At 47.1% G+C, this 26,790-nt stretch carries 21 protein-coding genes; 19 read left to right on the forward strand and 2 right to left on the reverse strand.

The features are described 5' to 3' along the window. The first annotated feature begins 280 nt into the window (after positions 1-280). The 5 genes from LCF57_RS03950 (at position 281) to LCF57_RS03970 (ending at position 5,810) form a co-directional block, all read left to right on the forward strand. Positions 281-1,204, forward strand: a complete 924-nt coding sequence (locus LCF57_RS03950) for a PLP-dependent cysteine synthase family protein (RefSeq protein WP_152381486.1) — start codon at positions 281-283, stop codon at positions 1,202-1,204. 1 nt (position 1,205) lies between these two features. Further along, a complete protein-coding gene (locus LCF57_RS03955; protein WP_225999529.1) occupies positions 1,206-2,336 on the forward strand; it encodes a bifunctional cystathionine gamma-lyase/homocysteine desulfhydrase in 1,131 nt (376 codons plus the stop codon). 127 nt (positions 2,337-2,463) lie between these two features. Further along, positions 2,464-2,802: a hypothetical protein gene (locus tag LCF57_RS03960; RefSeq protein ID WP_225999530.1), complete on the forward strand. Its 339-nt coding sequence runs from the start codon at positions 2,464-2,466 to the stop codon at positions 2,800-2,802. 3 nt (positions 2,803-2,805) lie between these two features. Further along, positions 2,806-2,961 (forward strand): hypothetical protein, encoded by a 156-nt coding sequence (locus LCF57_RS03965; RefSeq protein WP_225999531.1) that lies wholly within the window; start codon positions 2,806-2,808, stop codon positions 2,959-2,961. 92 nt (positions 2,962-3,053) lie between these two features. Beyond that, positions 3,054-5,810, forward strand: a complete 2,757-nt coding sequence (locus tag LCF57_RS03970; protein ID WP_225999532.1) for a PHB depolymerase family esterase — start codon at positions 3,054-3,056, stop codon at positions 5,808-5,810. A gap of 152 nt (positions 5,811-5,962) precedes the next feature. On the opposite strand, the gene LCF57_RS03975 is transcribed toward LCF57_RS03970, so the two are convergent. Continuing rightward, positions 5,963-6,880, reverse strand: a complete 918-nt coding sequence (locus tag LCF57_RS03975) for a hypothetical protein (RefSeq protein ID WP_225999533.1) — start codon at positions 6,878-6,880, stop codon at positions 5,963-5,965. Next, complete coding sequence (locus LCF57_RS03980) at positions 6,873-7,025, reverse strand: phage shock protein B (protein ID WP_167518747.1); 153 nt, start codon at positions 7,023-7,025, stop codon at positions 6,873-6,875. Before LCF57_RS03980 ends, LCF57_RS03975 begins: the two co-directional genes overlap by 8 nt. Positions 7,026-7,340: 315 nt before the next feature. On the opposite strand from LCF57_RS03980, the gene LCF57_RS03985 reads away from it, so the two are divergent. The 14 genes from LCF57_RS03985 to LCF57_RS04050 all read left to right on the forward strand — a co-directional run bounded on the left by LCF57_RS03985 (position 7,341) and on the right by LCF57_RS04050 (position 26,471). Further along, a complete protein-coding gene (locus LCF57_RS03985; protein WP_225999534.1) occupies positions 7,341-9,143 on the forward strand; it encodes a vWA domain-containing protein in 1,803 nt (600 codons plus the stop codon). A gap of 24 nt (positions 9,144-9,167) precedes the next feature. Further along, positions 9,168-12,557 (forward strand): tubulin-like doman-containing protein, encoded by a 3,390-nt coding sequence (locus LCF57_RS03990; RefSeq protein WP_225999535.1) that lies wholly within the window; start codon positions 9,168-9,170, stop codon positions 12,555-12,557. Between the two features lie 4 nt (positions 12,558-12,561). Continuing rightward, complete coding sequence (locus LCF57_RS03995; protein ID WP_225999536.1) at positions 12,562-14,928, forward strand: transcription initiation factor TFIID; 2,367 nt, start codon at positions 12,562-12,564, stop codon at positions 14,926-14,928. A gap of 46 nt (positions 14,929-14,974) precedes the next feature. Then, entirely contained in the window at positions 14,975-16,264 is a 1,290-nt protein-coding gene (locus LCF57_RS04000; RefSeq protein WP_225999537.1) for a vWA domain-containing protein, read from the forward strand. Positions 16,265-16,281: 17 nt separating this feature from the next. After that, entirely contained in the window at positions 16,282-16,935 is a 654-nt protein-coding gene (locus LCF57_RS04005; protein ID WP_225999538.1) for a beta-mannanase, read from the forward strand. 16 nt (positions 16,936-16,951) lie between these two features. Further along, a complete protein-coding gene (locus LCF57_RS04010; protein WP_225999539.1) occupies positions 16,952-18,217 on the forward strand; it encodes a TRAFAC clade GTPase domain-containing protein in 1,266 nt (421 codons plus the stop codon). Further along, complete coding sequence (locus tag LCF57_RS04015; protein ID WP_225999540.1) at positions 18,214-21,273, forward strand: hypothetical protein; 3,060 nt, start codon at positions 18,214-18,216, stop codon at positions 21,271-21,273. Before LCF57_RS04010 ends, LCF57_RS04015 begins: the two co-directional genes overlap by 4 nt. A gap of 249 nt (positions 21,274-21,522) precedes the next feature. Beyond that, the gene (locus tag LCF57_RS04020) at positions 21,523-21,990 is read left to right on the forward strand and encodes a MarR family winged helix-turn-helix transcriptional regulator (protein WP_225999541.1); all 468 of its coding nucleotides are present in this window, start codon (positions 21,523-21,525) and stop codon (positions 21,988-21,990) included. Positions 21,991-22,092: 102 nt separating this feature from the next. Further along, positions 22,093-23,475: an MFS transporter gene (locus tag LCF57_RS04025; RefSeq protein ID WP_225999542.1), complete on the forward strand. Its 1,383-nt coding sequence runs from the start codon at positions 22,093-22,095 to the stop codon at positions 23,473-23,475. An 80-nt stretch (positions 23,476-23,555) separates the two neighbouring features. Beyond that, complete coding sequence (locus LCF57_RS04030; protein ID WP_225999543.1) at positions 23,556-24,125, forward strand: hypothetical protein; 570 nt, start codon at positions 23,556-23,558, stop codon at positions 24,123-24,125. Between the two features lie 59 nt (positions 24,126-24,184). Beyond that, a complete protein-coding gene (rpmG, locus tag LCF57_RS04035; protein WP_007430271.1) occupies positions 24,185-24,334 on the forward strand; it encodes a 50S ribosomal protein L33 in 150 nt (49 codons plus the stop codon). 62 nt (positions 24,335-24,396) lie between these two features. After that, positions 24,397-24,900 (forward strand): hypothetical protein, encoded by a 504-nt coding sequence (locus LCF57_RS04040; protein ID WP_225999544.1) that lies wholly within the window; start codon positions 24,397-24,399, stop codon positions 24,898-24,900. A 17-nt stretch (positions 24,901-24,917) separates the two neighbouring features. Further along, positions 24,918-25,166, forward strand: coding sequence for a type B 50S ribosomal protein L31 (locus LCF57_RS04045; protein WP_225999545.1), 249 nt, complete (start codon positions 24,918-24,920; stop codon positions 25,164-25,166). Between the two features lie 300 nt (positions 25,167-25,466). Next, complete coding sequence (locus LCF57_RS04050) at positions 25,467-26,471, forward strand: trans-sulfuration enzyme family protein (RefSeq protein WP_413232179.1); 1,005 nt, start codon at positions 25,467-25,469, stop codon at positions 26,469-26,471. Positions 26,472-26,790 lie beyond the last annotated feature (319 nt).

The following is a 26,790-nucleotide window of genomic DNA, read 5'->3' on the forward strand; positions in this document are numbered from 1 at the left end:
ATCATCGCCAATACCAACACCGGCAGACTGATATTATGGAACCAAAAATGAAGCTGTGCCAGCACGGTGACCGAGAGCGCGGGTGTGGACGTTTTGGAAATGGGTCAGGGTAAAAATGATGCTATTTGACAAATGCTTGAATTACACATAAAATCTTATTGCATCAATACTTACCGTATTACTATGTTTTTACGGAGATGATAGCGAACTTCTCCGACAATGGGTGTTATTTTTGACCATTGGTTTATTTTGGATTCGCCATTAAAAGGAGCATGAAATTATGAATGTATATCACAATACTCTTGAACTTATTGGACGCACGCCACTCGTGGAGCTGAACAGCTATTCTCTACCGAGAGGAATTCGTTTGTTCGCCAAGCTGGAGTTTATGAACCCCGGCGGTAGTGTGAAGGACCGGGTGGGCAAGGCTCTCATTGAAAAAGCATTAAAGACAGGTCAGTTGAAGCCAGGCGGGACTTTAATTGAAGCAACAGCAGGTAATGCAGGTATTGGCCTTGCGATGGCGGCGCTTCATTACAATATCTCGGTTATTTTTGCTGTACCTGAGAAGTTCAGCCAAGAGAAACAGGACCTGATGAAGGCATTGGGAGCACGCATCGTTCATACCCCGACAAGTGAGGGAATGAAGGGAGCCATCGAGAAAACAAAAGAATTGGCTGCTGAAATTAAAGATGCTTACTTGCCACGTCAATTCAGCAATCCGGATAATCCAGAGGCATATTATACGACAATGGGCCCTGAAATTTGGAACGATCTGGATGGAAAAGTCGACGTATTTGTGGCAGGAGCAGGCTCGGGGGGAACATTTATGGGAACCTCGCGTTATCTTAAGGAGCAAAACGCAGCCATTAAAACGGTAATCGTGGAGCCGGAAGGGTCCATTTTGAATGGCGGCGAGTCAGGTCCGCATAAAACAGAAGGAATTGGCATGGAATTGATCCCTGAGTTTGTGGATAAAGGGTATTTTAATGCCATTCATACGATTAGCGATGTTGATGCATTTAACCGTGTCAAGGAACTGGCCGCACGTGAAGGAATTCTCGTTGGCAGTTCTTCAGGGTCTGCTTTGCATGCTGCTTTACTGGAAGCAGAGAGCGCACCGGATGGCGCGCATATTGTAACCATTTTCCCGGATAGCAGCGAACGTTATCTGAGCAAAAAAATATATGAAGGCGGGATATAAAATGAAACGAAAAACAAAACTGATTCACGGCGGCCTCCCTACCGACCCCCATACAGGCGCGGTTAACGTTCCTATTTATCAAGTAAGCACTTATGAGCAAGAGGAGATTGGCGTTCACAAGGGCTACGAATATTCGCGTACGGGAAATCCAACCCGGTTTGCACTGGAGGAGCTGATCAAGGAGCTGGAGGAAGGCAAACGTGGTTTTGCATTTGGTTCCGGTATGGCAGCGATTCATGCGGTATTTTCACTGTTCAATGCAGGAGATCATATTCTGCTGACGGATGATGTATACGGGGGCACCTATCGTATCGTAAGTAAGGTGCTCAGTCGGATCGGGATCGAGTCCACATTCGTGGATACGACTGACCTGGAGGCCATCTCCAAAGCAATCCGTCCAAATACGAAGGCATTGTATGTGGAAACGCCAACGAATCCGCTGTTGAAGGTTACAGACATTCGTGCAGTTTCGGAGCTGGTGAAAAAAAATAATCTTTTGTTGATTGTTGACAATACATTTGCCACTCCTTATTGGCAGACGCCTATTACACTCGGAGCGGATATCGTCGTTCACTCTGCTACCAAATATTTGGGTGGACACAGCGATGTTGTAGCCGGGCTGGCTGTAGTAAACAGCGACGAGCTGGGAGAGCAGCTTCATTTTGTGCAAAACGCCATTGGCGGTATTCTCGGCCCGCAGGATTCATGGTTATTGATCCGTGGTATCAAAACTTTGGGTCTGCGTATGGAAGCGATCGAGCAAAATGCGAAGGCAATTGCAGCCTTTTTAGAAAAGCATCCGAAGGTTAGCAAAGTATACTACCCTGGACTGGAAAGCCACGCGCAGCATGAGCTGTCCAAAACACAAGCAGATGGCTTTGGCGGCATTATTTCCTTTGATGTAGGCAGTGATGCCAATGCGGTTGCACTCCTGAAAAAGGTGAAGTATTTTACGTTGGCTGAGAGCTTGGGGGCGGTTGAAAGTCTGATTAGCGTTCCAGCACGTATGACACATGCCTCCATCCCGGTAGAACGCCGTGCAGAGCTGGGCATTACTGAAGGTTTGGTGCGGATCTCAGTGGGGATTGAAGATCTGGAGGATTTGATTGAGGATTTACAGGCAGCATTGTAGGACTAAAAAAGTATAAAGATCAAAAGAGGCGGCTGAGGCTGTCTCTTTTTTTGTCCAGAACATATTGCTTTCCCTTGAAAACCGAGTATAATGCTTGGTAATAGAAAATCATAAGGAGAGAGATCATATGCAACGGGCAAAAACACATAGTTACCTGCAGGTAGATGATTATTTGGATCTTCTTAATTATGCAAAACAATTAAATGATATACAGTGGCAACAAGAGCTTAAGGAAGCTTTGCAGCATCATTTGCAGGAGAACAGCAAGGAGGCTAAGGATTCTAAAATTAATGAGCTATGGCGGCATTTTGATCAGATTAACGACAGGCTGCTGGAGCTATTTGAACTTTTGCGGCATAGTAATAACCCAGCGGAGCGAAACTCGTGGAGCGAACAGATCTGGGAGTTGAAATTGGAACGAATCAAGCTGGAAAAGCAAATACAAGCGAGTTATGCACATTTTTAAAGTATGCAATTAGCAATAATCATGTCAGCTTTAAATAGGATTTTAAATATAGAAATTTTTAATAACGAAGTGAAGCGCTCTGCTTTCTTCGTTTTTTGGTTTATCACAGCTTCTTTTTTGGAAAAAAACAGAGGAGTAAACAGAGATGATAACGAATAGTTTTATATAGTTGCTTTAAAGGTTAACGGAAAAATTTCAGGAAGAATATCGCGGCTACGTCTTTTGAGGAAAAATAACGGAGGGGGAATGTTATGAGGTTCACACATCTGGAAAAAGCAACAACTGTGCTGTCGGATCATCCGGTTCGCTTGACGTCTGCTTATGCAATCGGTCCGGTCGAGCTACCGGAAAATTGCGGTGTGGGCAGGGAATGGTCGAATCATTTCACCCATGAAGACTGGAATTTGGAAAAGGCATGTGAAGAGGGACTGGAGCTTGCAGCCGGGGGAAAGGTAGCGTGCCGATTATTAACCGAGCTGGACCCCCGGAATTCGGAATTGAATTTAGGTGTTTTTCCGCCTTTAGCCGAGCAAGAAAGGCTTTTATTGGTTTCCAACCTTCGTTGTATGGCAGCACAGGAAGTCGTTATCAGACCGTTTGAAGGGACAGGACAGATTTGGATAGACGGCATACTGGTATATGCGGAATCCGGTCCTTTTCGCTTGTATATGGAGGAAGGCGATCACACAGTGATTATCATCGCAGCGTTTATTCCCGATGAAGCCCGTTCTATTCGGTTTAGCGGAAATCAGATATGCGATCATCCAGATGTGACAGAACTGCAAGATGAATTTGTAGAGCGTAATATACGTTTTCATATGGCTTGGCTGGAGGTTGAGAAAAGTGCGGAGAGGGAAGGGGAAAAAAGTTCGATCTCGTTTTATTTGCTGCGTAAGGATCGTATAGATCTTCCTGCAGATCAAATGGTATGGGTTGAGGTAACGAATGATGCGGGAACGAAGCTGGATCGGTTTTCAGCGACCTGGGAGCAGGAGCAAAGGTATGCCTGGGATGAGAAGATGACCGGGAACACGGGGATGCTGCATTTTACGGTTACATATCAGGATCAAAAGGCAGGAGAGCATCATTTTGTGTACTCGGTACTTGTACGTCCTTTGTCTGCCGTTGTGCACGGTTTGCATGAAGAGTATGTCCACTACAGGCAGGCTTATGCCAAGGATGCTCTCAATGCTGCACGAAAAATACAGATAGAAGGACTAATGGGGGAACTAAAAAGGTTAACGGCTTTGCCGGAGGATCCTTTTGAAATCTGGGATTATAGGGTTGTACGTGAATATATCAAGCTATTAAAACAAATGTTCACATGTGGATCTGCCGAGCAGTCTCAGCATCCGTTTTCATTTCAGGAAAACAGCATCTTTTTGTCTCCTGACGGGCTTGGCGAAGGCTTTTTTGTCTCCCGTTTGGATAACAGCATACAGCGCTATACCGTACAGCTTCCAAGAAGCTTTTCGGCAGACCGACAGTATCCCTTGATTGTCCTGATGCCGGGCAAGCGGTATGAGCTGGGTCTTCCGGATTTCCAGCAACGTAATTTCGGGCGGGACTGGGAGGAGGAGGAGGCGATATTTGTTACTTTTTCGTGTCGTGGGGTAACATTGGGCAGTTATATTGGCGAAGCTGCTTTTCTGGAGGCTTTGGAGGTCATTCTGCAAGCGTACCCAGTGGACGAAGACCGAATCTATCTGACGGGTTATTCTAACGGTGCGTATGCTGCCTGGGCAATGGCACAGGCGTATCCTTCGCGTTTTGCGGCTATTGCTGTCATCGCAGGTGCGCCACATCCGAAACAGCTAATGAATCTGTCCAATTTGCCTATATTAAACATCGTTGGCGAGCAAGATTATCTGTTTGCCCAAGCCTATGAGGCTCCTGCAGCCGAACTTGTATCCAGCCATTTCAAAGGTGTGGTGGAGCAGTGCTCTAATCACTGGGACACGCATGAGCTGAGGCTTTTGGACGGCGTGCTGGGCTGGCTTATGCAATGGAAAAGAGATGTTGCACCTCAGCGTATTGCCTACCGGACGGAACGTGGCAGACATAATCGTGCTTTTTGGCTGGAACTAACGCGAATGGATGAACATGAGGATTATGCTGAACTGTACGGTGAAATGAGCACAACAGGCGAATTGGACGTTACAGCCGTTCACGCTGACGAATTTATTATTCATCTTTCTCATGAAGTCATGGCTCTGGAGCTGGCCCAGGTTCGTATCGGTGCTCGTATTTTTGTGTTGGATTTGCTGGAATACAGTCGCTTTCGCTTTGTTAAAATGGAGTCACAGAAGCGCCCCTCACCTGAATACCGTTTGATTGCTGAACGGGGGAAAGAAAGCGGTGTAAGCTCTACAAAAGAAACAGCGCCGGAGCAGGAAATAAGTGGAATGGAGAGCGCAGGAAGAAATGCTCGGAGCCACGGTATGGGCATGCTTGACGTTTATATGGATCGACTTCATATTGTCCTTCCATCCCGCTACGCTACACCCGAGGAAGAACAGGCCATGAAACGGACAGCGAACGCCTTGGCCAGCCCGCGGACAGCGACCTGGAATCCCTATATCGATGTCCATTATCCTATAGTGTCTGCTAATGACATTTCGGAGGAAGAGCTCGCTGACAGTAACGTGATCTGTATCGTTTCGGGCTTGGCCAGACATGAGCTGCTTCATCGACATCAGGGAAATCTGTACCTCGAATGTACGGAGGAAGGATACACACTTGGCGGTGATTTCATAGCAGGGGAATATGGTCTGTCATATATTCAACCCAGCCCTTGGTCTGCATGCCGGCAAATGCTTGTCGTAGCGACCAATTCCCCCCGGATGCTAGGTAAAAACCTGTTTATGCGCAAGCTGATTATGCCCGGTTATTTTAATGGTCTGCACCCGTATTTGAATAAGGAGATTATTGTGTATGATAGCAAGGGTGTGCGTGCTTTCAATTTTACTTCCAATAAATATGGGTACCACAAGCTGCAAGGTCAATAAAGATGACAAGCTAATGAGATACATATGCCCTAAAAAAATCCAAAATTAAAAACCGTCTGGAGGCACGTTGGCGATCCTGACGGTTTTTTTCTGATTTATTGCAGTGATTTGTTATCGATATGACGTCATATATAAAAGGGCGTTGTAGCCAATCAGCTTTTATACTGCTCCATCAGGTATATGATCTTGACTTCATCGGCCAAATCTCCAAAGGGTTCTAACGGATTTTCCTGAATGATATGATATAATCGTTGGACTCGTTCCTTGGGTAACTTGCGTACATATCTGGAAATAAATGCGGCATGGGTGACCACGTAACGCTTTTTGCGGACAGCCGTAGTGGCTACGCGAACGAGAATATCCTCACCCCCTGCCATTTCCAGAATGCGGCGCTCATAAAAGACGACGTATCGGAAGGTTCGATCCTTGATTAGCTCAGGCTTTAATCTGGCTATCTCTCCGATATATCTGGCCATAAGCGGCTCAAAGCTTTTGATCAGGAGAGGGTCGAGCGTCAGTTCCATGTCTTTGCGAAGAACAAAAGATTGCAGTAGTGCGACCTGCTGGAGCCTTATCCGGTCGTTGTGAATGAGAACAGCAATCTCACGCAGCATCTCGTAGGAGACACGCTCACTGAGCTGTCGCAGGGCAACCGCGTTTTTATGATTGACGCCCAGTCCCTCCTGAATCTGTGCTATGTGTCCTCTGAACAGGCGTATAAGCTGTCTGCGCTTTTCAAAAGGGTAAATACGCTGCTGCAGAAGCACCAAGGGCAGCAGGAGAAGTGCACCGACAATACCACACAGAAGCATTTGCTGCGTTGAATGACCAAAAAAGACAGCAGCGGCCAACAGCACAATGCCAACGGCGAGGTCTTTACGGAAATAACGTCTGGCACTAAGCTTGGCGTATTGCTCTACAGGAACCAGCGTATCCCGACCGCAGGATGTACATTTTTCTTCCCAAAGGGCAGTGAATTGTCCGCAACGCCTGCAGATTCTCAGTTTTTGGAAGGCATGCTCCGTGCGGGTAAATGGGCGGAATTGTACTGCCTGTTTGGAACTATTCATTGCGCTCACTTCTCCGGTTCAGCAGTGCCAGAAGCTCGGTGTCGATTTGCGTAATCGACGGTGCACGTTTTTTATGTATATAGTAAATGATTAATTTAATAGCGACAAAAAGAAACAAAATCGCCAGACATCCGTATGAGATCATATTGTACTTCCTCTTTCTGCTTAGATTTTTAGTTCGATATTTTACATGGGCAGGTTTCGCTGCTGTCATTTTTGTCGTATAAAGGAGAAGGCTGGTGCCCGATTGCCCTTGTTGGGGTATAATTATATCATTACTGCAGGATATTGGTAAAATTTCGCGGTATAACAGGCTTTTTGGCGACATCAAGACCCTTCGGACAGTATTTTCAGCTGGCGTTCATGTAAAACTCATTATAATTTAATAGTAGGGGAGTACAACTGTAATTTAGAGTGGGAAGTTTCAGAATGAGAATTAACCGGCAAAGGGGTACAAGCGATGTTTAGTAGAGACAGAAAATGGTTTTTGGTCATCGGAATCATATGTACAATGATCATGACTTCGATTTCGGCATGGCAGCCGCTGACGGCGAATGCCGCTTCACCCTCTGCCTCCAAGGTAGATGCGGTGTTGGTCGTCGATGTAAGTAATTCCATGAACACCAGTGATCCTGGGAAAATTGGCAATGAAGCCATGAAAATGTTTATTGATATGCTGTCGACGCAAAATGACAAGGTCGGGATCGTAGCGTACACGGATGTTGTACAGCGCGAAAAAGCCTTGCTTAATATTACGTCTGAAGCGGATAAACAGGAATTGAAGGCATTTATTGACGGACTGAACCGGGGGGCGTATACTGACACCTCCGTGGGTGTCAAGGAAGCGATCCGCATTTTGCAGGATGGCAAAACAGCCGGACATGCGCCTATGATCGTTATGCTGGCCGATGGCAATAACGATTTTAATAAAACGACAGGCAGAACCGAAAGCCAGTCCGAACAGGATATGGCGAAGGCTGTAGCCGAAGCTAAAAACAACGGCGTTCCGATCTACACCATTGGTTTGAATGCGGACGGAAAGCTGAATAAAAACAAGCTCGCCGACATTGCGCAGCAAACGGGGGGCAAGTCCTTTATTACAAGCTCGGCGGATGATCTGCCGAACATTTTGAGTGAAATTTTCGCCAGCAATTTGAAATTGAAGGTTGTGCCCTTGCAGTCCATTACGGCTAACGGCAACTATCAGGATGTTACGGTAACCGTACCGAACGATAGCGTGCTAGAGGCTAACATTTCGATTATGTCCTCGAAGCCGGTGGATGCAAGATTAATAGACCCGTCGGGTAACACCAAGCCGATTCCTTCGAGCGATGTGCTGTTGTCCAAGTCGAAAAGCTACTCTCTGATCAAACTGCTCAAGCCTGTAGCTGGCGACTGGAAGCTCCAGGTCAAGGGAGTCCAGCAGGATCAGATTGATATTAATCTGGTATTTAACTATGATTTGGAGTTGAAGATGGACGCCCCGCCTGCCAAATCGTACAAAAAAGGTGACACGGTTCAAATTCGTTCTTATCTGACGAGTAATAACCAGCAGCTTCAGGATCAGGAATTGTATGCAAATATGAATGCTGTTCTGAAGGTCAAGGACCTTGATTCCGGTACAACGAATGAGGTGCCGCTAACCAATGCAGGAGATGCCTTTACCGGCTCCTACACGATTCCGGATGAGCATGATTATGAACTGACCGTCAGAGCAGAGGAAAAGAGCTTTTACCGTGAAACCCAGCCGCTAACCATCAGTGCCAAGGCTGGGGCGGGCAGTGGTACGAACACAGGCACGGCTGGGCCGACAGCGCCTGCTGAAAAATCCAAGCTGCTGCCACTCATTCTTGCAGGGCTGGGATTGCTTGTTCTGCTGGTGGCCGCATTTTTCATCTGGAAGGCTGTCAAAAAAGCCAATCGTGGCTTTGTCGGCCAAATTGTACTAGAAATCCGGGATGAAAATACCGGAGAGAAAACGTACCCGCAATACAAGAAGCTGAACACCTTCCGGGGCAAATTTAATCTGCACCAGTTGCTGCAACTGGCACCGGAATTTGCCGGAACCGATAAGGTGGTGTTCACGCCAGCCAATCAGGATCGCATCATGGTGCGCAGCACCCCGGAGATTACGATTGAAAAATCCGGGCGAGCTGTAGACACAGGCAGCGGTCTTGAACTGAAAAACGGTGATCGTCTGACGATCCCGCTGGCTAGTGTGGACAAAACCATTTTACTGGAATTCATTTCAGTGAACAGCTAAACGAACCCTTAGGAGGTCAAATCTATGAAACCAGTAGTTAGAGAGCATATCCAACAATTAGACGTATCACTCGGTGGGGGGATCGTAAGCGATAAGATTAGAGTTGATACCATTGATAATCCTATATTAATTATCGGACTTGGAGGTACGGGGATTGATGCCCTCCTCCGCTTGAAATATCAAATTAACCGCAGATTCAAGCTTCCGGCAGATCCGATTTCCAAGAAAAAGAGCGAAAAGCCGGACAATGTGGAATTTCTCGCTTTTGAAACAAACGAGCAAGACCGCAACAAAAAATACAAAGGGATTGGTTTGGACCCGATCAATGAGTTTGTATTGTTGTCCAATGCCGAAATCGGCGGATTACTGCAAAATCGCAGCATCTTGGAGCCTTACATTACCGACTGGCTGTCTCCCGAGCTGAGCATTACCGATGGAATGAACGGAGCCGCAGGGGTACGTCAGGCTGGACGCTTGCTGCTGTTTACCAAGATCAATCAGGTCGTACAAAGCATTGACAAAAAAATCAAAACCCTGTCTGAAGGCACCAACAAGAAGCTGATGGTGTTCCTGCTGTCCGGTTTGTCCGGCGGTACTGGAAGTGGTACCTTCCTTGATATCTCATATATCGTCCGGGGAATTATTGAGCGCGACTACGGCTCCGCAGGTGTAGACCGTGTAAATACATTAGGTTATCTGTTTACTCCGGATATTAATCTGGCCAACAAAAGCCTGAGCGAGCATACACGTGAATATATTAAAAAGAACGGCTATGCTGCGCTGAAAGAGCTTGACTACTGGATGAATGTGGATAGCCGTGGGGAACGCTTTAAGCAGCAGTACGGTAACATTTTAACCGTAAACTCGCCGCTGCCGCCGTTTAACCTGTGTCACCTTATTTCGGCCACGAATACGGAAGGCAAGCTACTGGAAAATGCTTATGATTATTGCATGAATGTCACCGCCGAGAACATCACCAACTTTATGGCGAGTGAGGAAAAACAGTCGGGCGAAGAGTTCGCCATTCATGACTATATCAGCAACATTCGTACGAACATTGCACAAATGAATAAGACCTATCCGGCAAACTACGACTACAATATTATCGGGGCTTCCTCGGCAGTATTGCCTATGGAGGAAATGACAACGTATCTGGCCTACCGGATGTTTGGTAAAATGTCCAAGATGTTTGAGCAATCGCCGAATCAAGAGGATGTCGAGAAGTTTGCCCGCAAGTTGGGCGTTGATCTGGACAGTATGATTAAAAACTTTGAATCACGAGTACCAGAGCCACTGCCGGGATTTGAAAATAGTGAACGATTAAGCTATAGCAATGTTGTGAAAATGCAAGTTGTCAATATGGACACAGAGCTGGAACAAACGTTTCTGACGCGTGCCCGCGAAGAATATATCAAGGCGAAAAAACAGCTTCCAGGCGAAATTACCGGGCAGTTTACAGATCAGATTCGCCGGATGTTCCTGCATCCCGAGCAAGGACCGTTCTATGTATCTCGCATGATTTATACTGAAAAAGGATTCAGCTTGCTGAAAATGCTGCTTTCTTATATCGAGACTTTGCGTGAATCACTGCACCGTATCCCTACGGACATTGAATGGGCGCGCGAGCAGGCGAACGAGAAGCTGGGTGATGCCAAGAGCGCGTTTGTATCCAAGGATAAAAAGAAAAATGCATACATTGAAGCAAAAATTAACGAATATTGGCTGCGGGCTGATGTGGAACGTACAGAGCAGCTTATTGAATTTTATGAAGACCTGTATGACCTGCTAAATAAGGAAAACAACCGCATTTATAATGTATTTACTGAGATTTTGAACGCACTGAGTGCCATTTTCGAAAAGAACGGCGACCTGCTGATTAATGGCGAGGAACAGTCCGATCATAAAGGCAACAAAACATACTACTGGAATTTGGTAAGTGTCCCGGATATTTCCGAAGTCGTGACCAAGCTGCTGGATAAGCGTAACGGTGATGATTTGATTCGTGATTTTGCCCAAGAGTTGCTGGAAAATTCAGATCAATGGGTGAAGGATCAGGATATGGATATCATCAGCTCGATTTCCAATTTCTTAACTGATAAGTTCGGTGATCTCATTACCCGTTCCATGGAGGATTTCCTCGTCATGAAATACGGGCAGGATGAAGCGATTGAAAAGTTCGTGGAGCGCTACATCGCGAGCAAGCTGGATGAGGAGGCTGTACCTGTCTTCCATCTGAGCAACAGTTCTGGCAATTTGTACTTCCCGTCATGGGGATTTGTATCGGTACCTGTTCAGTCGCCTAACATTTTGAAGGGTGTTCGCAATTATCAAAATAATGCGATTGGCAAATCGCACTTTACGATTAAAGAGAGTGAAGTCCGTAACCGTATTTTCTGGCTCAATACGCGCAATGGCGTACCGCTGTTTGTATATACACCGCTCAAAGTGTATGAAGAGAGCTATGAAAAAACGATTCTTGACCGCGAAGGTATTGGCCGTCATTTGGTACAGACAGGTCAGAACAACTGGACCAATCTGCCTTCGCCGATCCCTGAAAAATCATGGGGCGAAACCTATATCAATCCGCGTGTGCAGGCTTATAATGCCCGTATCCGAAATGACTTTGACCAAGCGAAGTCACTTGGTGTTATCCGTGAGAAGGATGTCGATCAGAATACGAGCAGCCGCTTTACCGTGCTGCGTTCACGCGCGCTGGATCTGAATGCACTGTTGGCAGGCTACGATATGCGTTTGCAGGAATCCAAGCCCAATCTGGGTGAGGTAAAGAGAGCATGGTCTGAGCTGAAACGTCTACTGGCTGAAGGATTGGAGCAGACGGGAAGCAAAGACATCTTTGGCAGCATCAATGAAGAGATGGCAAAGGAAAACCTGATTCGTTCACCGGAGTTAACGCAGGTGGTTCGTGAAGAATTGGCGAAGTATACCCAAATCGAAGCGAAGGCTGCAGAACTGGAAGCTTTGCTGGGCAAATATCAGGATGAGGAAAAATGGCTGGATCAGTTCATTCAGGCCCTCTATACCGACACGATTACGAAAAAAGGCGCTTTGTACGTCTATGACCGTGACGAAGAGGAAGAGGCTTGGGAGCCTTTTGCCAATGTCATGAAGAGCCGACATTATGTGGAGTTTGAAGTGTTTACAAACTTCCGTGCTCTGGAAGAGAAGAAACTTGCAGCCCTGATGCGTAAGGCGGATCGCCGTGATGCTGTGTTGACTTCATCGGAGGATATTACACCATTGCTGACGAAGCTGGATGAACTCGCTGCGACTTATACAGAAGCTCGTAACCAATTGGAATATGAAAAGGTGGAGCTGGCCAACGGAGCGGAGCTTTATGCGTTTTATGCTCAAATGGCCGGGAAATTAAACGACATCCGCAGAAAGTTGAAGTAAAAGTATGAGAGAGCAGCTGTTACGTTATGCGGCTGACTATGCAGCCGCAGAGGACCAATTAATCGGAAGCGGGGATGGACGCAGCAGCATCCATTTCCCGTCCGTGTTTCTTTTTATCGGTGACGGTATGGGGTCGGTGATGAACACCATTGCAGATATCAATCGAACCAAGTGGGATAACAGCACAGGGGTAACGTATATTCAGATTCGCTCGAAGGAAGAGCAGACGGTTGTAGACCATTCTGTGGATGCTATAACGCATACGGTAGCAATGCCGGAGGATAGCAGCCATCAAACGATACGCCGTGATTTGCATCAGGCTTTTTATACACATGAATCGCAGCTGATTGAACTTAACACCGCATTGCGCCGTGCAAGTGGGCATTTGGCGGATTACGGTCGGTTGTATTCCTCGTTCGAGCGTGTCCATTTGTCGATCTTGACGACAGCCGATGATCCGATGAATGTATTGGTTCCTGAGATTACGCTGTTGGCGGAATATATTTTTGCACAATCCTTCAAGTCCGTACAAATGGATTTGTATGTGCTGGTGACTGAAGGCGATCAGGCAGCTCAATTCGGCTACCGTAGTGCAACGTCCGTTGCTTTTATGCGGGAACTGGACTATATCCAGAGCCCAGAGTATACGTTTACGGCGCCGCTCCATATGACTGAGGATAAATTGACCATCCCGGTATCCCATGCTCCATCGCCGTTGTTCGATCTTGTCTATGTGCTGTCCGACAAGAACGAGCGCGGCATAACGGTGCCGAATAGCCTGCGCGAGAGCTGCGACATCATTTGTCACATTCAGCTCCTCAAAAACCGTTACCAGGCAGGAGATTCCTATCGGTCACAGGATGGGGGATACAACAATACATCGTTTAAGAACAACATCATGACGGAATCCGGGCGGCAGGGCTATGTGTCGGCCGGATTTTCCCGGGTCAAGCGTCCTAACGAGTCGATCGCACTTACGGTGCTGTATCACTTTTATGTGAAGCTGCTGGCACGTATGAGAACAGAGCGGGAGTGGGATGTACGCGATAAGCTGACTTATTTTGGTTTAGATGCTGCCGAGCGCAGCCGCACGCGAAATGATCTTGTGCCTGGTAATGAGGCGATTGCGGACATGAGCGCGCTGATGACCAGTGGAGCCAGCTATGGCTCGTTGAAGCGAATGACATTGCGTGAGGCAGAGGAAGCCTTGTTTGGTCAGGGCTGCGAAGCCTTTTTCCGCGATAACTGTGAACGAATCGTACACAAACGTCTGGGCGATTTTCAGGCGGAATTACGTTTACAGTCGGCTGTGAACACAGCTGCCAAGGAGCATCCTGAAATCGGCTTATTCGAGCTGGCGGACTGGACGGATGAAAATAAACCGGGGAATGTGCTTACGGCCATTCGGGGGCTGATTCGTGATACGTCTAATGATTTGCAGATTAGTGCGGCTGAGCTGGATACCCTATATAGCGGCCGAGTGGAGGATCAGCCCTTTCAACGGCTGCCGCTCATGGATAAGCATAATGTGCGCAGCTTGATCCGTTACCTGACCGAGACAGTCTATGGGCATAAGCTGCATATGCTGCGGATTCAAGCGGATTTGGAGCTATTGCGCCGTTATGAGCTGGCGCTTGAAAAATGGCATGCACAGGCAAAGCACATTACGGTACAGCTTGCCAGTCTGGAGCGTGAACTGCATCAAGCCGCAACGGACAGTATTCGTCAGGCTGACAGCTATACGGGTCAAAACCTGTTCGAGTATTACGAGCGTGTGACAGAGGATGTCATGCACCATCTGGAAACCAAACGGGGGAAATCAGTATTCTTTGGTACCCGCCATATGGGTCCTGTGTCCGGATTGCTGGATGAAGGTCTCTCCCTACTCGTGGATCGACTTACACAGACCTGCCGCACCTTAATCCTCAGCTCACAGCCGTTTAATCAGACATTCGAAGAGGAGCTGCTACGGCGTGCCAATGTAGCTGCTGCATATGAAAATCGGCTGGTCGTTCCAAAGGATGAGCTGTTTAAAAAGCTGTACCAAACATTAGAGGAGCATGGCGGAATTAACGTGCGCTTGCTGGACTATACCCATGAGCACCGGTATGAGGAAAAGTATTTTTTTGGTGACTACGAAGGCGAATTTCTTCCTTATGCGATGGACGTTGACATTACCTCGCGTATTTACAAGCTGGGCTTTGTACATGAACGTCGCAGCAGCGGGGTGGAAAAGCTGCATTTGATGGGCGGCTTCCATCTGGAGGATCTGATGGTGTATCGCAACGGCAAGACGTATTATGAGACATATACTGCGAACGGTTTTGAGTTTCACGGAATCGCCGCGGATCGGTTGCCGGAATTGCGGTAGCCTTATATTTATCCTACTTTACTGATGGAAGGAAGCAACGATTCTTATGAAGCAGCGTAAATTTAATGTTCTCCTGCTGCTGTTCGGCTTGCTGGGCGCTGTAGTAGGCTTCATTTTAGGAGAGATTATTCTTCACAAATGGATAGGACACTGGCCGCATATCGTCGTGATTGGGCTGTACTTTGGCATCCTGGCGCTGTGCATTGGTCTGGGGTGTCTTATCGGTGAATTGATTTCACCACAATTAAACGGACATTCGTGGCGGCAACGCTACTCGGGGCTGTCCTGGAAGCTGCTGGTGCCTGCTACACTGGTGATGCTGTTTGTGGCAGGTCTACTGCTGGAGCTGGGCTATCAGGTAAACCCGGAAGGTCGCAAAAGTGTTCAGGACCTGGTGCTTGTGATTGATAACTCCGGGAGTATGCAGGATACAGATCCTGATAATGAACGACTGTCGGCTGCCAAAAGTCTGATTGGACAAATGGATGGAGACAAACAGGTGGCCATTGTTTCCTTTGAATCCACTGCGCAATTGGTTCAGCCGTTTACTCCGATTGGTACGGAGGCAGAGAAGCAGGCGGTTTATGCCAAAATTGATAGTATGCATACCATAAAGTCCGCTAGCACAGAAATTGGGCTTGCTTTGGACGAGACGATTAAGGAGATTGAAGACCAGGGCAACGCCAATAAAGGCTCGCTCGTTATTATGCTGTCTGATGGCTTTAGCGAGCTGGATACCCAGACAGCCTTGGCTCCTTTTATTGCTCGTCAGATTCCAATTTATACAATCGGTCTGAAACTGGCTGAATCGGATGGTATAGCTTTATTACAAAATATCGCTCAGCTGACAGGTGGAACTTATTCTAATGTAGCTAATGCTCAGGGGCTTACTCAGGCGTTTGGCCAAATTTATAACAAAATAGGTGACCGTACACTGGTAACAGAGCGGACAGGTGAATATGCGGACAGTTTGTATTTTGCCATTTATCGCGTAACGGCTCTGGTCATTATCGGAGCACTGCTGGGATTGGCTCTCGGACTGATGTTCGATAATCGTTTTCTGGCACGGAATTTTGCGATTGGTGGAGTTCCAGCCGGATTGCTTGCCGGTTTCATTTTGGAAAAGGGACTTTCCGGCTCGTCTATCGGTGATCTGATGATTCGTTTGATGGCAGCGCTCGTACTGGCGGCTCTTATTGCTGTCTTTTCGTTGGTGCTCCCGATTGCCGAGAATACGCGCCGATCTTCCGGTGGAGGAAGCCCAAGTGGGCCGTCAGACCGGCGAAGGGGAGCACCGGAAGGCCCGCAGCGTAATCGACGCAACAGTGGATTTTAGAACGGGGGCTGAAATGTATGCAGTATAGAGATGCACAGCCCGGTGATCCTGTCATTTCGGAGCTGAGCCACAAAATTGACGACAACCGAGTTGTGCTTCGCTGGCAGTGGCCTGAAGGCGCAGCCGTGGTATATATTGCGAAGCAAACATCTGATCCAAGCGTAGAGGGACAAAATGAGATTGGAGGTTTACCGCCTTTTTCAAGCCTGAAACTTTTTACACGTGAGGAATATAAAGCAGCAGGTAGCTACCGTGACCGGGTTGAAGGGTTTGGACGCGTGCGCTATACCGTGTATCCGGCTGTGCGTGAGGATGGCGATACTTTTGTGATTTGTCAGCAAGATGGAGCCAACCAGCTGGAGTTGAGCACGGGTAGAGCTAAAATCAGATATGCGGTTCACCATAAAAAAGGCTGGTTTCGCAGCCGTAAAACAGTTCAGATTCAGGTGACAGCCGAGGTTCCCGTTCCGCAGGAGGCGCTTTGCTACGTGAAGAAACGTGGAGGTTACCCGGCGGACCGCGAGGATGGAACCTTATACCCGTTCACGGCACCTTTTGCCGCGGGACGAAATGTTTTACCCGCTATTGAAGTGGGCGGAGATGAATATGTACGGTTGTTTTTTACGGACGGCCAGAAATATGGCACGATCTATGAATTAGTTCCTGAATGAAAGGAGGCCGCAACCGATGAGTTTTCTTAGCAATTTATTCAGAAGAAAGCCGCAGGCAGCGCCAAGGCCATTATTTTATGATATTGTGTGCCCGTATTGCTTTAGTAAATTTTCCCCGGAGGAAGTGGTATTCCGTGCTTCTCATCACCGTGAAGATGACGAGGATTATGCTTTGGGTGAAGATGAGCTGTTGAACAAATATCGGGAACGGTTTGGTTTGGATAGCGTGCATGACATGGAGGCGATTCTTCATCCCCATGATGTTCCTGAGGAATATCGATTGTATTCAGATCATGTGCTGACAGGCCTGACAGACCGTTATGGCGAGCTGACACGTCACCGATTGTGCCCGTACTGTCATAACGAACTGCCGGTGACTGCAGGTAAAGTACCGAGTAATATCATTTCGATTATTGGAGCTTCGCAGGCGGGAAAATCGGTTTATATGACTTCACTGATTCACACGTTGCAGCATGTTACGGCCGATCATTTTGATGCGGCTTGCATGCCATTGAATGCGGAGATCAGCCGCAAGTTCCGCAGTATGTATGAGGAACCGCTGTTTGAGCGAGGCGACCTGCTTACATCCACACAAAAAGAAAAGATGCAGGAGCCTTTTATCTTCCAGTTTGTATTTAAGGATGAGGAAAAGCCACCACTGACGCTGGTATTTTTTGATGTTGCCGGTGAAGGAATGGTCGATCAGGACTATCTGGGGCTGCATGGACAGCATATTAAGAATTCGGCGGGTATTTTGTTTATGGTCGATCCGTTGCAAATTCGCTCGATTCGGGAGCGTATTAAGATCAACCTTGGCGACAAGCCAGGCGAATGGGTTTCGCAGTATGATGAACCGCGTGATGTCGTACTTACGATGTTCGGTGATTTTATTGCATACCAGGATAAAGGGAAAACGGACATTCCGACCGCAGTCGTCCTGACCAAAAGTGACATGCTTACTGCACTGGCAGATGAGGAAGGGACCTACATCAAGACGAACAGCAACATTTTTAATCCGATGGAGCACCGCAAGTATCTGGATTTGGATGAGTTCGCGAACATTGATGGCGAAGTTCGATGCTTTATCGAAAAGGTGGATAAGCCGTTCAAGGGCACGATGGATGTGTATTTTACAGATACGGCCTATTTCGCGGTTTCCGCTCTGGGGAGCAATCCGGTCGAGCAAAAGCTGCAAGGGCTGGTTAGTCCGATCCGTGTGGATGAGCCATTCATCTGGCTGCTCTACAAGTTGAAGTACATTGAGGGGAGAGAATCACAGTGAATCATTCGACCTCTCATTTGATACAACAGCAGATGTACACACGGGAACGGCGTGGAATTTTCCGTTCCACGGAAGGCTTCGATACGGTGGCTAATTCCAAAGGGCTCGATGCTTCTTTTATAAAAAAGGTGCTGCATCCTTTATGCGTTTATGATGCTCCTGCTGCCTTGACGGCCCGTGGCGAGAAGCAAGAGAGCGTCTATCCTGAAGCCATACATCTGGTGCGGACAGAGTCCGGCGATGTCGTCCTGGGACGGAGTATTTATAAAGTAACGGATTTTACCGGGCTGCGGAGCGCTTTTTTCACGCATAACTATGTGATTCCAGCCGGACATGGTGAATCCCCGTCTGATTACAAGCAGTGGCTGAATACATCCTTTGTTGATGCCTATGATATTGAGCAGGGAACGGAACTGTCGGAATTGGAGCGACTACCGGGTGGAAGCGTATTTCCGTCTGTTGATCCTTCTGCGGTGCTGACTCAATTGAAGCTCAGCGAAGAAGTGTTCAAGCAGCTACTGTATGCAGTTATGATGTCGGCCACAGGTCGCAAAAAAGTATATGTTGCGCTGAATGTTCCTGTAGAAGCGGTAGCATCTTCAGCCAAGTTGCTGCTTGGTGTGTTATATGCGGCATTGCCTTATGCATTTCGTAACAGGATCGGATTTCTTACATATGCGCTGGAACCGAACAGCCGGAAAGGTATTCACTTGATGTTCGTGGAGCCTTTCAGTTTGCGGCCCGGTGATCGGAATGTGGATAAGGATTTTGTATTTGACCTGTCGAACAATAGCCGAATACTTAATGTGGATGCAGAGCAGGTAAAACAGCCTTACTTTGACTGGATTGTCCGTACACTGCTTGGTGGCGAGTCGCCGGACGATTTTTTCAAATTTGCCGAGCAGATGCTGACAGGGATGGATGCAGGGCGAGATCTGACATTATCCAGCTATCATGAGCTCATTACACTGTACAGAATTGAGCAGGGAGAGCGTGAATTATACAACGAACGACGAGTCGCTGTGCTGCGAAGCTTGACTGATTATTTATCGTCTCCTGATGCGCTGCCACGTAAAATGCAGTTGAATGATCTGTTTCTGTCATTTTTTGATCACGAATTTGACCGGGTGAAGGATGGATATATTCCAGAGGCGGGGCTGGTCAATTGCTTTAAGGACTATTATAAAGTTCATACCCGCACCAGCGAAAATCGACTGGTGGAATATTTAATCCGCTCGCTGAATAACGCTTATTCTGCCAGAAATACGGAAGCTGTTACGTATATTTATCATACGATTGAAGAAAATCCGTCATTAGGCAAGGCATATTTTACAAAGGTGCTGGGTAATCCGGCGCTTACCAAAATGCTGTTCATTCCCTACATGGACGGTCAGATGAAAAGAACACCGGATGTAAAGGGACTGCTGGCTGTCGTGCATGAATGGGGCAGTCGGTATATCGAAGTGTCTGCCAATGCCGATTTTCAGCTTTTGGCTGAGTCCGCATTGATGGGCAGACTACGTGCCGAACGAAAGCCGGTAGAGGCTGTGGCTGCCATTCATCAGCGCTTGCGCCAATGGGATAGCAGTTCAGCGGGAGGGAAGCTTTCCCCGTTGGAGCAATCCGGATTGACAGAGCGTTTGCAGGAAGCGGCGGATCGGTATTTACTTACCGAAGTAGAGCTAAAAGAAATATCACCTGATCAGCTCGTACAGATTCCGTTCTTCACCCGGCCTGATCTGGTACAGTGGGTTGGCAAGCTGCCCGCTCCTCTCAAGGGACAAGCGGTGCGCTTGATAGCGGCTTACGATTGGTTTAGTACGGAGGACCCGGAACCGTCGGTGCTGGACGGTCTGGAGCCAGGCGAGATAGAGAAGGTGCAGGACTGGGCTTACGGCTGGCTGCCCCAGCAGCTGGCGGAGGGCCATTTTGCCCGTCTGTTGCCTGCATTTTACCGCTCTGACGGCACGGGCGAAGGAATATTGGATTTTGCCCGTCTGGTTAGCTCCATCCGCAAATGGGCGAAGGATAACGATACGATGTACCGCTTTATCCGATGGTCCGAGGGACAGGCTGAATTTGCTACGCCACGGGGTGGTTTTGAACCGGCCTACAGACGCGCGCTACTTTTGTTTTTCCAAAAGGAAGGACGCGAGGGGCTGCATAAAAAAACGTTGTGGCGTCAATATTTCGAACCTGCAAATCCGGTCTTCAAAAATTTCTATCTGGCAGCGAAGCGCGAGACGGATACATCCTTGGTCAAAACGCTGCGCCGCTTTCGTAAAGGTGGTATCATTTCAGGGATCGTGCTGATTGTTATTGCGGGTACGCTAGGCGGGTTGAAAGCTGCCGGGGTGATCGGATCTGGCGACACACCTGCGCCTGCTGCTCAGAAGCCTGTACAACAGCCTGTAGTAGAGCCTACAGTGCCTGTAAAAGAGGAACCGACGACGATAGTGACCCTTATACCTAACACCAAGTCGACCACGAAAATGGTTAAGCTGTTGTTTGCGTTTCAAACACCGACGGAGCAGGCGGCGTTTAAGCCTGAAAAGCTCGTCCTTATCGGTGCGGATCAACAGGAGCATTCATACGAAAATTTTACTCTTGCTGAACAGAACGACAAGGCAGCAATCGATAAGGCCGGCAAAGCCGCTAAAGGAAGCACGACACCGGCTGAAGAATCCACAGGTAGTGGCTCAACAACCTCAGATGGTGTATCCAGCGGAAAAAGTACTGATCAGAATGGAACGTCGACAGGCAACACGAGCGCAGGCACAACAACCGAGGCTCCTGAAGAGGGTAACGGTATAACAGCCGATAAAGCCACAGGAAGTACAACGGCTGCTGCTACTCCTGAAGCAACAGCTAACCAGGGTACCGGTTCAGACGTTGTAGCAGACACAGATGCTAACGCGCCAACTGAGTATGATTTGAAAAAGTATCCTTATCGTACGTTTCTGACCATTTGGCAACGGCTGGAGCTGAACGATGCTAGCACCGTTACGGTCGATGGGAAAGAATATCCGTTGGTTCAAGTGAAATCAGCTGACTAAGCGATTTTAATCATTTTCATGGATAAGCAAACAATTGTATATAGTCTATAAACAAAGAGACGAGTTCCCTTACAGGCTCGTCTTTTTGCTATGCATCAGATTGGACTCAAACCGAAAAATGAAAACAAATTTTAGTGGAAAATCATTCATTTAAGTTCAGTAAAGGGATTGACACAAGATAGGCGACTGTTTAAACTTAGTTGGAATTCAAACTATTAAAAATTGACGGATGTGGAGGTTGTTAATGAGATGGGAAGTGAGGTGTATCCCGTTTGTCTTCCGCGTGAGGAAGAAAGTACGATGTATTTAATTAAATGGATCTTTACCACTGTCCGGCGCGAAATTGAAGCGGCACTGCGCCCTTTGGGTCTGACCTCCTCACAATCGCAGACGCTCTACGTACTGGCGATGTCACCTGGAGTGACCAATACCGATTTAGAAAAGCTACTGCTCATTGATAAATCAAGTGTTACCAGCTTGGTTAACGGGATTGTTAAGAAAAGCTGGGCAGTACGCCAAAGTCACCCGGAAGATGCACGAATGAAGCGAATTTATTTGACCGAGGAAGGCTTGAAAATTCACAAGGTGGCGGAACGCACTATTGAGCAAATTAAAAGCTCGGTAGGCGAAACGTTATCTATCAGTGAATCGGAGACGCTGCGCGGTTTGTTAAAAAAAATACTTCGTGATTATCGTCCTTCGAACACTGGCGCTTGAGCAGATCTATAGAGAAAATTACCCGGATAGGGGTATTTCAAAAATTTAAAGAGCTAGATGCTTTCAGCATAGAGGGCATTTTACAGGAGAGGAAGAGACCATATGAACCAAGAACAAACTTATCCGAATGCGGATAAGCTTATGCGTGTGCTGGCCTTCACACTTGTTTTTTCAGTGATGAACGCCTTTATGTTTAATGTAGTAATGCCTGTAATTCGCAAGGAATTTCATATTAGTGCTTCCGATGTAAGCTGGCTGCTGACAGGCTATATGATCGTATATGCGGTTGGCTCGGTGACCTACGGCAAGCTGGCGGATAAATATCGTCTTAAGGATTTGCTTACGTTTGGGATTATCTTTTTTGCACTAGGCTCCCTAATAGGTCTGTTGGCCAATCAATTTTGGATGCTAATTATAGCTCGCTTACTTCAGGCTGCAGGGGCTGCCGTCATTCCAGCAACGGCTATGATCGTGCCTGCACGCTATTTTTCGGCTGAAAAAAGAGGACAGGCCTTGGGCGTCACGGCAATCGGCCTGGCATTAGGTACTGCGCTGGCTCCGATTATTTCCGGTTTGATTACAGGCTTTGCAAGCTGGCGCTTTTTGTTCATTATTTCCATGCTGCCCCTTATCGCCTTGCCATTCTTTCGCAAATACTTGGACGACAAGCGTGGAGCGGATCAGAAGTTTGATTTTCTGGGAGGGTTATTGCTAGGCGGAACAGTTGCCTTCTTATTGCTTTCGATTTCGCAAGCGAACATGATGTTTTTGGGGCTTGGTGTTGTGTTATTTGCATTGTTTATATGGCGCATTAACACCGCGAATGATCCATTTATCCAGCCGAAGCTGTTCCATAACAAGCAATATTCGTACGGGCTGCTTATCGCCTTTTTTGGGGCGGGGATAAGCTTTGGGCTGCCGTACCTGGCACCGCAGTTTTTGAACAGTCTCAATCAGCTTACGCCGGCAACGATTGGACTGATCATGTTTCCAGCTGCTATTGCGTCGGCTCTGTTGGGCAAAAGTGGTGGGCGTCTGGCGGATAGCAAAGGCAACTCATTCCTCGTCTATACGGCGGTTACGCTGATGTTCATCTGCTTTATCAGCTTATCCACATTTGTGGGTGCGTCTCCTTACCTGATCTTATTTTTGCTGATTTTCGGAAATGTAGGTCAGACCTTCATGCAAATCGCCATGTCCAACACGATTTCCCGTACCTTGGCGAGGGAGCAGGTAGGGGTTGGCATGGGGCTGTTGTCTCTGCTGAACTTTATCTCCGGGGCGATGACCACCAGCATTTTGGGCAAAACACTCGATAGCTCATCTACTTTTCACTTGAATCCTGTCGTATCCAACGTACAGGTATTTAATTTTAGCAATATATTTACGGTTCTTGCACTGATTGCACTTGTGACGATGGGGCTTTATGCATTGCAGTTCAAGCGGGGTTCACGTCGCAATACGCCTGCTGTCGAACAAGGATAATCAATTTATGTAAACTCATGCCAAAACAAGGGTATAATATAGAAGGAAAAGTTCATCTATGGAAGGACGGAGTGTCCGGTATGACAAGAAACCTTCAATATGTACCCTATGGCTATGAGCCTCCGGTTGAGACGCATAAAGGGACCATGGTCTACTATGATACGTTTGAGCAGACTACAGTGAGAGAACTGGAGCTTTTTGCCGAAACGGGGGCAACACTATCTTTTACAAAGCTGGTGCTGTATCCGCTGCACGAAGAAACAGCCAGAAGAATGTGGAAGCAGCCGGTACGCTCGTATTACAAGCGGGTGGACGAATTGGGTGAGTGGCAACGGGAGCAGGCTTTGAGCGCTGTTGTGGTTGAAAGCTGGGAAGGCAAGCGTAAAAAATATACGCCGATTGAGGCAGCTATCCGTTTTTTGATGGAAAAATATACAACTCCGCTTTTCTTGTATATGAGTCCTGAAATGGCAAATTTATGCGCTTCCTATGCATCGTTTGAGGAATGGATCCGAAACGTCAGATTGGTACTGTCAAGCGAACCAATGGAGCTTCATCCGAGGCTCGCACAGTATCGCAATCGCTGGAACACGATAGAAGAAGCGGTAAGCCGTCACTCTAAGGTTGACAAAGAACAGCATGAATTATAGAATAGAACTAATCGTAAAAATTACTATTGTAATTGTATTCCAATTAAGGAGGAAGAGAAATGCGCGTAATTGTTACCTTGGCATGCACCGAATCTGGTGATCGCAACTATACAACAACCAAGAACAAAAGAAATCACCCGGAGCGTCTTGAAATGAAAAAATACTCTCCGCGTCTGAAAAAGTACACGATCCATCGTGAAACTAGATAATTTGAGGTCTGCTGTATAGCAACCTGAATTATCCTGCATCCTGAACGGAGTCTGTAGTTCTAATGAGTATAGGGCTTCATGAAAGGAACAGCGGCATGATCTCTCCAGTTAACGATGAAGAAATCGTATTAAGTTTGCAAAAGCCTGCGTTATGGAACCGGCGAAAACTTGAATTAGTCCAGTGGACAGAGCGTCCAAAGTTAAAGCTTGTGCCTAAGAGGACGGCTTTTTTTCATGGCTGTGTGATAGATGCTGAGCTACATGGTACGCTTTGCCTTTTGAATCGAAAGCACGTGGCTACCGAGTTCTCCTGTGCTGGTGTCAGCATTTGGGACGAGCCGGAGGACCATTCACTATATGCTTATATAACGATGAAGGCTGACGAAAGATCTGGGGCGTTCGTACAATGGGCGATGCGATATATGGAGCATCGTTTGCTTGTCGTTTACGAGCCTGAGCGCAACCGTTACGATCTATCGTCTTTTTTTCTGGGACATAACCGTTCCTTTTGCCAACTGATGGAGTATTGCGCCAGTACGTTTGAGTTTGAAACTAAAACTACATGAAAGATTAGGTGAAACAAATGAAAAAAGATATTCATCCAACATTGAACAAAGTTATCTTTTTGGACCCTAGCTGTGGCTTCACTTTCCTGAGTGCTTCCACTAAATATTCACAAGAAACGATGGAATGGGAAGATGGCAACACATACCCGGTTATCCGTGTAGATACTAGCTCCGCTTCCCACCCGTTCTTCACTGGTAAACAAAGAAACGTGGATATCGGTGGTCGTGTGGATCGCTTTAACAAAAAATATAACCTTAAGAACTAGTCGAGCGTTGTGTTCGCGGATTATGCCAATAATTCGCGAACAACGCTTTTTTATTATCTACAGATAACCCTCTCCGCAAAAATGATACGCCATTCGAAGAGGTAGTAGGACGCAGAGGAGTCTGAGGAATATTTACGCCCGGTATAGAGGATACTACCACATTATAGGTTTAAAATTTTCCGAAAGTGGTGACTAGGCTTGAGTTTCTCGGATGATCAGCTTATCTGTCTCCGGTTTGAGAATGAACTAGAGCATTTTATAAAGGCTGCTGTCCCTCCTATCTATGAGACTGCCCCATTCTTGTTTGATACCTACGATGATTATGCAGAAGCGGCTAATAACGAGAAAGAACATTATGTCTATTCGCGTGGAACCAATCCTACTGTTCAAATTGCAGAGAAAATGATTGCTGCGTTGGAAGGAGGGGCAGCATGCAAATGCTTTTCTTCCGGAATGGCTGCTATCAGTGCTGCCTTAATGAGCAGCTTATCTGCAGGGGACCATCTAATTCTGGTCGGACATATATATGAAACCTCCGTTACCCTCGTCAAATACTTAACGAAGTTCAATATAAACTATACCATCGTGCATTCGACTTCTACGGAAGCGGTAGCTGAGGCCGTGATACCACAGACCAGGGCCATCCTTATGGAATCTCCCACGTCGTTCACATTTGATATAGTAAACATCCCGGAAATAACTTCGCTTTGCAAAGCGAAGGGGATCTGTACGATTATAGATAATTCATGGGCTACACCCCTTTTCCAAAAACCACTAGAATGGGGCGTTGATATCGTTGTTCACTCCGCATCCAAGTATTTGGGTGGCCATAATGATTTAGTTGCAGGGGCAGTGATCGCCTCCAAGGAAATTATGAACCGAATATTTTCCAAAGAATATGAGTTGATTGGCGGCTCGTTGGCTGCCTTTGAAGCCTGGCTGCTCATCCGGGGTCTTAGAACACTTCCGCTTCGAATGGAAGCCCATCAGAGGAATGCGCTGGTGGTTGCCCAATTCCTATCGGAGCATCCGGCCATCGCTAGAGTGAATCATCCCGGACTTCCTGCTCACCCTCAGTATGAGCTTGCATGCAAACAACTCAGAGGGTATGCCGGGTTATTCAGCTTTGAACTAAAGGATTCGGCTTACGAGGGTATCCGCAGAGTGATCAATAAACTGCGACTGATCCGGATCGGAGTATCCTGGGGATCCGTGGAGAGCCAGCTGATTTCACCCAACTACGGCTACAATAAGCAGGATTTAAAAAATCAACACATGCCCCAATCGCTATCCGTTTGGCTGTAGGGCACGAGCCTACCGAACTACTGATTCAGGATTTGAATGCCGCTTTAAGTTGAACGAGCACATGCCCGACAGGAGAGAGCGACCTGGTTACTTAGTATAAATACACAAATAAATGATGCAATAATAGTTAGATAATGTTATGGGAAATATTACAACTTGTTTAATGGGTATAAACATGATAAATTATATATCCAGCCAGTTAAATGGTTGTTGATTTGATCTTTGAAAACTGAACAACGAGTGAGTAATGATTTTGTTCGCAAAATCAACAATGAGATATTTTATCTCGTCAGTTTCAACATGAGCTAATCGCTCTTTC

This window comes from Paenibacillus sp. BJ-4, assembly GCF_020404765.1.
GTDB lineage: Bacteria > Bacillota > Bacilli > Paenibacillales > Paenibacillaceae > Paenibacillus.

Coding starts and splice junctions, on each gene's coding strand:
- LCF57_RS03950 (WP_152381486.1), top strand. CDS start 281: ATGAATGTATATCACAATACTCTTGAACTTATTGGACGCACGCCACTC.
- LCF57_RS03955 (WP_225999529.1), top strand. CDS start 1,206: ATGAAACGAAAAACAAAACTGATTCACGGCGGCCTCCCTACCGACCCC.
- LCF57_RS03960 (WP_225999530.1), top strand. CDS start 2,464: ATGCAACGGGCAAAAACACATAGTTACCTGCAGGTAGATGATTATTTG.
- LCF57_RS03965 (WP_225999531.1), top strand. CDS start 2,806: ATGCAATTAGCAATAATCATGTCAGCTTTAAATAGGATTTTAAATATA.
- LCF57_RS03970 (WP_225999532.1), top strand. CDS start 3,054: ATGAGGTTCACACATCTGGAAAAAGCAACAACTGTGCTGTCGGATCAT.
- LCF57_RS03975 (WP_225999533.1), bottom strand. CDS start 6,880: ATGAATAGTTCCAAACAGGCAGTACAATTCCGCCCATTTACCCGCACG.
- LCF57_RS03980 (WP_167518747.1), bottom strand. CDS start 7,025: ATGATCTCATACGGATGTCTGGCGATTTTGTTTCTTTTTGTCGCTATT.
- LCF57_RS03985 (WP_225999534.1), top strand. CDS start 7,341: ATGTTTAGTAGAGACAGAAAATGGTTTTTGGTCATCGGAATCATATGT.
- LCF57_RS03990 (WP_225999535.1), top strand. CDS start 9,168: ATGAAACCAGTAGTTAGAGAGCATATCCAACAATTAGACGTATCACTC.
- LCF57_RS03995 (WP_225999536.1), top strand. CDS start 12,562: ATGAGAGAGCAGCTGTTACGTTATGCGGCTGACTATGCAGCCGCAGAG.
- LCF57_RS04000 (WP_225999537.1), top strand. CDS start 14,975: ATGAAGCAGCGTAAATTTAATGTTCTCCTGCTGCTGTTCGGCTTGCTG.
- LCF57_RS04005 (WP_225999538.1), top strand. CDS start 16,282: ATGCAGTATAGAGATGCACAGCCCGGTGATCCTGTCATTTCGGAGCTG.
- LCF57_RS04010 (WP_225999539.1), top strand. CDS start 16,952: ATGAGTTTTCTTAGCAATTTATTCAGAAGAAAGCCGCAGGCAGCGCCA.
- LCF57_RS04020 (WP_225999541.1), top strand. CDS start 21,523: ATGGGAAGTGAGGTGTATCCCGTTTGTCTTCCGCGTGAGGAAGAAAGT.
- LCF57_RS04025 (WP_225999542.1), top strand. CDS start 22,093: ATGAACCAAGAACAAACTTATCCGAATGCGGATAAGCTTATGCGTGTG.
- LCF57_RS04030 (WP_225999543.1), top strand. CDS start 23,556: ATGACAAGAAACCTTCAATATGTACCCTATGGCTATGAGCCTCCGGTT.
- rpmG (WP_007430271.1), top strand. CDS start 24,185: ATGCGCGTAATTGTTACCTTGGCATGCACCGAATCTGGTGATCGCAAC.
- LCF57_RS04040 (WP_225999544.1), top strand. CDS start 24,397: ATGAGTATAGGGCTTCATGAAAGGAACAGCGGCATGATCTCTCCAGTT.
- LCF57_RS04045 (WP_225999545.1), top strand. CDS start 24,918: ATGAAAAAAGATATTCATCCAACATTGAACAAAGTTATCTTTTTGGAC.